7 protein-coding genes are annotated in these 7,302 nt (G+C 53.1%); 4 read left to right on the top strand and 3 right to left on the bottom strand.

Annotated features, from left to right (window positions below):
- Positions 1 to 105: 105 nt before the first annotated feature.
- The gene (locus ACR0B7_RS16735; RefSeq protein ID WP_170486644.1) at positions 106 to 1,005 is read right to left on the bottom strand and encodes a MurR/RpiR family transcriptional regulator; all 900 of its coding nucleotides are present in this window, start codon (positions 1,003 to 1,005) and stop codon (positions 106 to 108) included.
- Positions 1,006 to 1,094: 89 nt separating this feature from the next.
- Between ACR0B7_RS16735 and ACR0B7_RS16730 the strand changes: the two genes are divergently transcribed.
- The 3 genes from ACR0B7_RS16730 to ACR0B7_RS16720 all read left to right on the top strand — a co-directional run bounded on the left by ACR0B7_RS16730 (position 1,095) and on the right by ACR0B7_RS16720 (position 3,652).
- Positions 1,095 to 1,874, top strand: a complete 780-nt coding sequence (locus ACR0B7_RS16730) for a beta-keto acid cleavage family enzyme (RefSeq protein WP_170486646.1) — start codon at positions 1,095 to 1,097, stop codon at positions 1,872 to 1,874.
- Positions 1,871 to 3,187, top strand: coding sequence for an aspartate aminotransferase family protein (locus tag ACR0B7_RS16725; protein ID WP_480682030.1), 1,317 nt, complete (start codon positions 1,871 to 1,873; stop codon positions 3,185 to 3,187). The genes ACR0B7_RS16730 and ACR0B7_RS16725 overlap by 4 nt, the downstream gene beginning before the upstream one ends.
- 90 nt (positions 3,188 to 3,277) lie before the next feature.
- The gene (locus tag ACR0B7_RS16720; RefSeq protein WP_170576908.1) at positions 3,278 to 3,652 is read left to right on the top strand and encodes a hypothetical protein; all 375 of its coding nucleotides are present in this window, start codon (positions 3,278 to 3,280) and stop codon (positions 3,650 to 3,652) included.
- 336 nt (positions 3,653 to 3,988) lie between these two features.
- Here the strand turns inward: ACR0B7_RS16720 and ACR0B7_RS16715 are convergent, their stop codons facing one another.
- Together ACR0B7_RS16715 and ACR0B7_RS16710 are read right to left on the bottom strand one after the other, a co-directional pair.
- Positions 3,989 to 4,342, bottom strand: coding sequence for a hypothetical protein (locus ACR0B7_RS16715; protein ID WP_170571144.1), 354 nt, complete (start codon positions 4,340 to 4,342; stop codon positions 3,989 to 3,991).
- 317 nt (positions 4,343 to 4,659) lie between these two features.
- On the bottom strand, positions 4,660 to 5,682 hold the full coding sequence (locus ACR0B7_RS16710; protein ID WP_170353204.1) for an AraC family transcriptional regulator: 1,023 nt from the start codon (positions 5,680 to 5,682) through the stop codon (positions 4,660 to 4,662).
- Between the two features lie 92 nt (positions 5,683 to 5,774).
- Between ACR0B7_RS16710 and ACR0B7_RS16705 the strand changes: the two genes are divergently transcribed.
- Positions 5,775 to 7,286, top strand: coding sequence for a DUF1214 domain-containing protein (locus ACR0B7_RS16705; RefSeq protein ID WP_217354419.1), 1,512 nt, complete (start codon positions 5,775 to 5,777; stop codon positions 7,284 to 7,286).
- Positions 7,287 to 7,302 lie beyond the last annotated feature (16 nt).

The following is a 7,302-nucleotide window of genomic DNA, read 5'->3' as shown; positions in this document are numbered from 1 at the left end:
CAAGGACTACCGCGCGCACCTCGTCAGCGTCATGACAAAACGCGCAATCAACGCCTGCGCTTAAAAACACAACTCAAACCAGGGCCCATATAAGTTGGGCCTTGGTTAAGAACCTCGTATCCGTGGAGCTTTTGAAGGTCGCCAATATGCGCCGGTGTGTTCGCGGGCTTCCTGATAGCGTTTCGCGCGTTGGCGTGCATCGTCGCCTCCTGCGTCGTAGAGATGTGCCAAAATGCAATCCAGAACAGCCATTGCACCGGAAAAGTTGGTGAAATCGTGCAAAGATCGGGCGCTGATTTGAAAGGTTACGTCCGGGTCGATGTTGGGCGCGATCACTTCGCTGTCTGAGATCAGAATGATGCGCATACCTTTTTGTTTCGCGTAGCGCATCGATTGTATGGTGTCCGCTGAATACGGCAGAACCGTTATTGCCAAAAGGCAATCCTGCGGATCGGCGTCAAGAAGGTCGTCGATCGCGGACCCCATATGCCTGGGCGCAAGCTGGATGCCTGGATGAGCCATGCGGCCAGCATATGAGAAATAGTAGGACAGAGAGTAACTAGCCCGAGTTCCCGTGACGAAACATCTGCGCGATCGGGTGATATATTCAACGGCCTGTTGAACCTTATCCGGCTGCATCAGGCGGAGTGAGCGCGCCACCACGTTCAGGGCGTTTTGTGCGTATTTTGACTGCGCCTGTTCTAGCGCGTCTCCGTCCTGCAAGCTGGTCAACCAATCATGACCAAGCTCGTCTTCTCGGTCAGTGACCAACGCCTGTCGAAACGGAGTTCTAAACGCCTCGAACCCATCGAAACCCATTCTTAGGGCCAATCGAACCAAGGCATTCGAGCTTACGCCGATATTCGCTGCGGTTACGCGAATGGGGTCGAGACCAAAATCGCCGGGAAAGTCCAATATGTATTTTGCGGCGGCCTGAAGGCTGGGCGGCATCGTGTCGATGTCCTGCCGCAGCTTGTTGGTCAGTTGCTTCAGAGTGTCATTCATAGAAGTAAAAAAACATATGTTTTCTTTTTTGGAAATTGAAAACTTCGAGTTGATAGGTAGAGAGGCAGCGAGATTTGAAGGCGGTTCCAATGAACAAACGTCATGTAAAAGGCAGAGAGTTTAAGGGGCACTATATTCTGGTCGCCCCGAATGGTGCGCGTCGTGGTCGGGAAGACCACGCGCAGCTTCCGGTTTCTACCGAACAGATTGTCGAGGCCGCGCAATCCTGTTTCAGAGCCGGTGCACATGGTATCCATTTGCATGTACGCGACAACGCCGGCAAACATTCCTTGGATGCGGGCAAGTATCTGGAAACAATTGCTGAACTGCGACAGAGTGTGCCAGGGATGGACATTCAGATTACGACTGAAGCCGCCGGAGTTTTCGACGTAGCCGCTCAGCTTGATTGTCTTACGAAAGTTCAACCCTCATGGGCATCAATTGCAGTCCGAGAGATCGCAAGATCGCCAGAGCTGGCCAATTCTGTCTACGCGGTATGTGCCGAGCAGGGAACGGAGGTGCAGCACATATTGTACGATGCAGATGACGCCGCGCTTTTGTCGCGATGGATGACGGAAGGGGTTGTGCAGCCCGAACAAACGGACCGCCTCTTGGTGCTGGGCCGTTATGCGGATGGTCAGCAATCCACTCCGACGGATCTTGATAACTTTCCGACCCAGAATGGCAACTGGATGGTGTGCGCTTTCGGTCGGCAGGAGCACGCTTGCCTTCGTTTGGCTGCTCGACGTGGCGGGGATGTGCGTGTCGGATTTGAAAACAGCATGACAGACCAAAATGGAAACCCCTGGAGGGACAACGCCGCTTCGGTGTCGGCGCTTGTTGCAACTTTGCGCGAGGAAGAACAATGAGCCACGTTTTCCCGAGACATACAAAGTCAAACCAACCTGTCGCCGTTGCTGGGGAAGGATGTTATTTGATTGATGATCATGGGCGGCGCTATCTGGATTGCGGGGACGCTGCCGTGTCTTGTCTGGGGCACTCGAACCAGACCGTTATTGAGGCGGTTCAGGATCAAGTTGGCAAAATAGCTTTTGCGCACACTGGGTTTATGACGTCCGAACCTGCCGAGGCACTAGCAGATTTACTGATCGAACATGCGCCCGGCGACCTTGACCGCGTGTATTTCGTCTCGGGAGGGTCCGAGGCAACGGAGGCCGCGATCAAACTGGCGCGTCAGTATTTCCTCGAGGTCGGTGAACCGGAACGACGTCATGTGATTGCGCGCCGGCAGAGCTATCACGGCAATACGCTGGGCGCTCTTTCCGCTGGGGGCAATGCGTGGCGGCGTGCGCAATTTGCTCCGATGTTGATTGAGATGAGCCATATTTCTCCGTGCTATGAATACGCGGAAAAGCCGGAAGGTGAGAGTAGTTTTGACTACGGCCAACGCGTTGCAAACGAGCTGGAGGCCGAGATTCTGCGGTTGGGGCCGGACTCTGTTATGGCATTCATGGCTGAGCCTGTTGTCGGCGCAACTTTGGGTGCGGTTCCGGCGGTTGATGGGTATTTCAGACGTATTCGCGAGATTTGCGACAAATACGGTGTGCTGCTGATCCTGGACGAGGTGATGTGCGGGATGGGGAGAACAGGCCATTTGTTCGCCTGTGATCATGACCGCGTCGCCCCGGATATTTTGTGCATCGCCAAAGGGTTGGGCGCAGGGTACCAACCGATCGGTGCCATGCTTTGCACCAGCAGAATATATGACGCCATCCGGGATGGGTCAGGCTTTTTCCAACACGGGCACACTTATATAGGGCATCCTGTTGCGACAGCCGCTGCGCTTGCGGTCGTCCAGGAGTTGATCCGGCATGACCTTCCGGCTCGTACCGTGGAAATGGGCGAGACGCTGCAAGATGCGCTACAGGCCGAATTTGGTCAGAATCCGTTTGTCGGCGATATCCGGGGCCGAGGTTTGTTCCGTGGATTGGAGCTGGTTTCCAACCGGGCTGAGAAAACGCCGTTCGACCCTTCGCTGGAGATCGCGGCGAAAATAAAGAAGTCTGCGTTGGCAGAAGGGTTGATCTGCTATCCAATGTCCGGGACGCGGGATGGTAGATTGGGGGACCACATTCTTTTGGCACCTCCGTTTGTTATTCAAGAGGCCCAAATCGGCGAAATGGTCACAAAGTTGAGCAAAGCGATAGCCGCAGTCGTTTAACGTGTTTGTGAACTGACTAATCCTGTGCAATCAATAAAGTAGTTGATTAATATGATTGCGATTGGGTGAGTGATGATCCGCGATATTTGGATGAGTTTTAGGAATTTACCGCTTTGGGTTCAGATTTGGATGGTGTTCGTCCTAATCCCGGTAAATTTGGCGCCGCTCGCATTTGTTGATCAACCACAGGGCGCATTGATCGCCGCTTTGTCGGTGACTGGCATGGCGCTGAATATTCCTATCATTCGAGCTGCGCGCGGGATGACAAAGGCGATGGCGTTGCCCCATCTCATATGCTGGGTTCCATTGGTCGCCATCATCATAATGTTGCTGACCGATGGCACGGCGCTGTCGCCAGAATACGCACGTTTCTTGCTGTTGTTGTTGGTGGTTGACCTGATTTCCCTGGCCTTTGACCTGAACGACTCGATCGTCTGGCTACGAGAGCGGCAGGCGGAACAATAAAGCCCCCTGAAAGGGTGGTCTATCGGGACACAACCCCGCAAAGGCAATAACTTTAATAAATTGTTATTGAATGATTATTCGGAATATCGGGACACAGGTTTTTGCGCAGTCTTTGCGCTGTGTCCTGTTTGTGTCCCGAAATTCGCGTTGCCAAATTAATATGGGCTTGAGGCGTCCGAATAACTCAAGCCATTAGAATGCGTGGGTTCTCGGCGCACATGGCGCGTGTATTCATCTCATAAGCCTTAGATCTGCGGTGTCCGCAAATTCAATAAAGTTATCAGTATTTGGGCTTCCATTAGCATCGGCCAAAATTTTGTGACGAGGATGGTGGACTTAGGTCCAACATCCTTTTTGTCCACCAGCCGCTTGGATGGCGTCGTATTGGCCTTTCATTTGGGCCAGTTGCGCGCTTTCGTCTTTATCATTCGCAAGCAGGAATAGCGCGGGCCAGAACAACACCAAGCCAACGCCCATTGCCACGGCGTCATTGGTTGCTTTCTTGTTCTGTTCACCGGTCAGATGGTTCACCTGAGCGACAATTCGTGCTTGTTCCTGCCGAAGTTGTTTGCAGTTCTGGTCCGTATACAGCGTCATTGGAACGTAACTTGCCGTTACATTTTCTGCCTTTTGTGCGCAGGCTGACAACGCCAAAGAACCCGCCAACGCGGGGATGATGATTTTTTTCATGTCCGAAACTCCTTATGCCCGCGATATATTCAAGTCGAGCGATGTCTACTTGTGATTTTTTGCCAAAATAATTCTAATATGCTGTTTTGATAATAGTTTTTCGATCTTGGGACGGTCAATCTGCGTTGTCGGGCCACGGAAAGCCGTTTCGGAACGCTGTCGGGTAACTTAGGCGGCCTATAATATTATAGTCAGGACCTATAAAAGACGGAGGAAACGAACGAACGCTTCTCCAGACAGCGCACGCTGGCTGAAAACGCGGTAAAGACTGCTTTGCGGACGAAGCAGTCGGTGGTACTGGAGCGGTTTCAGAAGGTTTAGAACCTATCGCGCCCAAGAATTCGGTGCTCAGATGGCGAGACACCAGTGGCGGTCTTAAATGCACGGCTGAAGTTGTTGGCTGTCTCGTATCCAAGCGCAGTAGCAATATCGGCGATGGTGCCAGACTGCAATGAAAGTAACTCTTTCGCCCGGCTTACGCGAACATCGGTTACTATGCGACGGAATTGCGCGCCTTCTTCCTCGAGCTTCCTTTGAAGAGCGCGAACACCAAGCCCGAGTGCGCGAGCGGTTGCATCAACCGAGATTTCTTTGTGGTGGAGTTGCTGTCGGGCTATTGCGGCAACCCGACCAGCCATTGTTTCAGGTGGTCCGCCGACGCGTTCCCTCGCAACATCGTCAACCGTCACAAAACCGCGAACGCGATATTGCCTTCTGTTCTCGACCAAAAGCAATGAGCTTTCGAATTCCACACCCAACCTTGGTGCGTTCCAAACTATGGGACACCCATATGTGTCTTCGACTTCGACCGAGTTCGGTACTTTTGCAAAATCCAAGAGAACTGCCGTAGGCGTCCATTCCTTACCTAGGTACTCGCGAAAAATACTTAGGAAAACGCCGATCGCGGAAAAAGCTATATCGGCGTAAGCGGGGTGCTCCGGCATTCCGAATTTGTAGCAATAGCGCGAACGTCGGCCAGAGGCTTCCAGCCATGCACGATCAACTGATGAGTGCAAAGGCATAACCGATGTTGCGCGACGTAGCGCGTTACCCAACGTAGGCGCGGACAGGACATACTCTCCCCAAAGCCCGTAGTCTGCGACCGTTAGGTAAGGAGACCAAAGCAAGCCAATGTTTTGATGGCCCGCCAATCGAACCGCCTCCTCGACGAATGTCGCCAGCGAATGCTCGGAAATGTATCCCGACCGTTCTTCGATAAAGTGATGTGGAAGGTCAGCGACATCCATGGCCTTCGCTAATCTTTTTTCTCCAGCGACCTCATGGACAAACTGCGGCATCGCACCAAGCGCCTTCGCTGAAATCATCGGTGGCAGTGCCATTGAGTTCTCCGGAAATGCGCCTGTCGTGAAATGATACGCATCTGCGTTTCGGATGTGCAAGTCTCGCGAAAACCTCAAGGGAGTAGTCACGAATGAAACAGATGGGCACATTGTTCACAGACTTATCGACCAAGTGTTTAGTTGCGGCCATTTGCGTCGGCGGCGCCGCTGCTCAGGTCGAGGCGCAGGAATTTAACGACACGGGCGACATTCTCGCGCGCTCGGCGCAGGTTGAAGACATCGAATACAAAATAATGGTGCAGCGCGCGACGCAAACCGCGATTTGGGGCATGCCTGCTGCAGGCATGATCGACTTCCTGAAAGGTATTCGCCGAGATCTGGGCGGGGATTACAACGACATTGTGTATCTCAACAAACCGTTCGACTCCAAACACGGGTTTCTGACGGCCAATGATGTAACAGCTTACGCATGGGCGTCCATGACATCTGAGCCCGGGCCTTTGGTGATCGAAGTTCCGGCAGCAACAGACAAGGTCAATTACTTCGGTACGATTGTAAACGCCTGGGATGTCCCGATTGCCGATGTTGGTCCGGACGGGTTCGACGAAGGAGAAGGTGGTAAATATCTCATGCTGCCACCCGACTATGATGGCGACATGTCAATCGAGGAACTGACTGACGCGGGATACTTGCCGTTCGAGACAGACACTTACGAATACGGGTTTTCATTCCGCCCAAAGCTGACCAACGGCGCGACTGATGCGGACGCGGCTGAATACGCACAGACGATAAAAGTCTACTACCTGTCAGAAGCCGACAACCCACCACCGAACACCTATCATGAAGCCTCTGAGGTTCCCTACGACTCCCTGCCGTACTACAACGAAACCTTCTTTCAGGACCTAAACGACTACGTCCAGAACAACCCAATCCGTCCTCAAGACAAAGTCATGGTGAACTTTCTGAAGGATCTCGGGATTGAGAAGGGTAAGCCGTTCGAGCCAACCGAACTTCAGGTGAAGGCAATGGAGGAAGGTCTGTTGCTGGCTTATGCATCCATGCAGCATTATTTTGTGACGCCAGGCAAAGCGATGTTGCCGCTATGGGTGGACGAAAACGGCGACATGAAAAGCCAATGGCTTATCTGGGACTTTGCAGAGGGTCAGGCCGAGCTTGGGTTTCCTTACGAAACTGAAACCGAAGTGCTTGTCGATGCCCGTGCCGGCGGCAGCTACTTCTGGATTACCTATTTGCCGAAACAACTTGGCGGCGGGACGTTCTACCTAACTGGTCTGCGCGACAGCGAAGGCGAGATGTATGACCACAATCAGACTTACAAGCTGAACGTGCCAGCGGACACACCCGCCGAGGATTTCTGGTCAGTCATTGTCTATTCGATGGAGACCAAGAGTTTCATCCGCGACGTCGATCCTGTGGGACTTTCCGAGCGCGACACCGACACGATGCAAGCAAACGAAGATGGTTCTTACGACATCTACTTCGGGCCTGAAGCGCCAGAGGGCATGGAAAGCAACTGGATCCCAACCACCGAGCCCTACTTCCTCCTGTTCCGCCTCTACGGCCCTGAAGAGGGCTGGCTGGAAAGCGGCTGGATGCTCGGAGATCTCAAGAAGGTCGAGTAGCTGAAACTTTTCGCAA

The sequence above is a fragment of the Ruegeria sp. BB6 genome (genome assembly GCF_056539385.1).
This window is presented reverse-complemented; position numbering and strand designations above follow the sequence as displayed.

Coding starts and splice junctions, on each gene's coding strand:
- ACR0B7_RS16735 (WP_170486644.1), bottom strand. CDS start 1,005: ATGAATGACACTCTGAAGCAACTGACCAACAAGCTGCGGCAGGACATC.
- ACR0B7_RS16730 (WP_170486646.1), top strand. CDS start 1,095: ATGAACAAACGTCATGTAAAAGGCAGAGAGTTTAAGGGGCACTATATT.
- ACR0B7_RS16725 (WP_480682030.1), top strand. CDS start 1,871: ATGAGCCACGTTTTCCCGAGACATACAAAGTCAAACCAACCTGTCGCC.
- ACR0B7_RS16720 (WP_170576908.1), top strand. CDS start 3,278: ATGAGTTTTAGGAATTTACCGCTTTGGGTTCAGATTTGGATGGTGTTC.
- ACR0B7_RS16715 (WP_170571144.1), bottom strand. CDS start 4,342: ATGAAAAAAATCATCATCCCCGCGTTGGCGGGTTCTTTGGCGTTGTCA.
- ACR0B7_RS16710 (WP_170353204.1), bottom strand. CDS start 5,682: ATGGCACTGCCACCGATGATTTCAGCGAAGGCGCTTGGTGCGATGCCG.
- ACR0B7_RS16705 (WP_217354419.1), top strand. CDS start 5,775: ATGAAACAGATGGGCACATTGTTCACAGACTTATCGACCAAGTGTTTA.